2 protein-coding genes are annotated in these 1,921 nt (G+C 49.0%); both read right to left on the minus strand.

The features are described 5' to 3' along the window. The coding region (locus ACW9JE_RS30515) for a hypothetical protein (protein ID WP_457434880.1) at positions 1-238 on the minus strand (238 nt) is incomplete at its 3' end. Positions 239-341: 103 nt separating this feature from the next. Beyond that, positions 342-1,921, minus strand: a 1,580-nt coding sequence (locus tag ACW9JE_RS30520; protein WP_457434881.1) for a hypothetical protein, incomplete at its 5' end; no start/stop codon positions are given.

Consider the following 1,921-nt stretch of genomic DNA (forward strand, 5'->3'; position numbering starts at 1 on the left):
TGATTCGAGGCGAATCCTGAACGTATTTTATTACCGCCTGCCAGAAATTCTCACCTATTAAATAAGTGCCATTAAATGGATCCATGTATGAATTATCATCAAATCGCTCGACGTAATTCTGCAGCAGCAATTCATTACATTTTTTCTGTTCATAAGCGACTAATGCCCCCCAATCATTCGTGCGAGGCCTGTTTTTTAACCACTCGATGTATTCTTCGTAATCCAATACTTTAGCCATGATCTTTCTCCAAAACTGGTTGGAACACCAACGTGACTCGCCCTTTGTTAGAGGGTGGACATCAATCGGATTTCATCTAGCCTGGCAGGGACGCACTATTAAATTAGCCTTCAGGCATACCGTCCGGCCCAAGTTGTGGATCTTCCGGGTCGGGTTTGGAAGGCAGAGGCTCAAGTGGGAACGGTTGAATGCGGAATGCATCGCCCATGAAATATCCCGCCGCCGAGAAAGTAGCCATGATAATTACAAACTGGTAGTGGCTATCCGGGTCTTGCGTATAAAGACCGTTTGCATCAATCGACCCGGCTCCTGTTTCTGGGTACAAACTCCATACGGCTGGCACAGGCTCGTTATTGAATGTCGCGGAACATTGTGCCTGCCCTGCTGGCACGCCCTCGAAACTGATGGCGGTCGACAACGCTTGAAGGCCATGCGTGACCACGACCGGAGTCGACTGGACATGTTGCGCCGTCCGGACAATGACTTGATCAATGGTGAACGTACGCCCCTTCATCGTTGGATCTTTTTGAGGAGCGGTATAAACATTCTTCAAGTCCGAACCGCTCGGAGGAATGCTGCCATCACCTTCAACGGACCATTCCAGACTTCCGCTCATGGCATTCGCCGAGAACTCTCGAGTCTGCTCTTCATTGCCCGATGCCGGGCATGTCAGGACTATCGGATTGAGAGTGATGGGGCGCGCGACGATAGTGACCAGAGCAATGCTGGAATATGGCTCGCCTGGAGTACCCGCGGTTGCGGTGATCTTGACCCGTTTATAGGTGCCATCGATCTGCTCGAGATCTGGAGCGGTATATCTGCCGGTTTTGGCGTCGATCGTCCCGGCACCTGCTGTCGTCCCGTCGATATTGACGACGCTCCAGGTCACTCCTGAAGTCGGCGGACTGGTGCTGAAAGTGTGCGTGACGCCGTAGCCAAGCAATTTGTCCTGATCACTGATACCGAAGGTGGTTTGACGTGGGGAAATTGCACCAAATGTAGCCAAATCACCGGTATACCTGACGTGTTTAATTTGCACTGCATCTTTTTTTCCGAACAAAAGACTGTGCAATACAAACGTAGCGAGAGGCAAAAGAGCTGGACGAACCTTTTCCCGGACAGCTGCATTTACGTGGTCGTTCAATGCCAGTCTAAACGCACCATGTAAAATGAAATATTCCAATCCTGCGGGTAGTCCGGCGCCATCGACAACCTTGATCCCGAAGTAATTACCCTCAACCTCAGGCACAACACTGTAGGTATCGCCGCTCACAACAAATTCTATATCAAAGCCAAACTGCACCCACAACTTAACAGCCTGTCGTTGACCAAAGTAAACAACATGGCAATCTACCTCCACTGCACGAACTGCGACCTTGGTCCTACCACTTTGCGAGTAGAAATCAACATGAACACCCGGCTCACTTTCATCCGTATTTCCTTCGACGGGAATTTCAAATGATTCAAACCTTGTATCTTCAAACACCATTTCAGGAATGGAGATACGACCACGTTTTCCAGGATTTTTTACTAGACGAAATTGGGCAACCATACCATGAACAACTTTCACGATATATTCTGGTTCTTTTACTTCAAACAGAACTGCGATATTTTTAGCAATTTCAGCGGTGATCATCTCGTTACTGATCATCAGGCTAGCATTCACACCAGGCAGACCGCGGG

The organism is Pseudomonas sp. SDO55104_S430, from assembly GCF_054070595.1.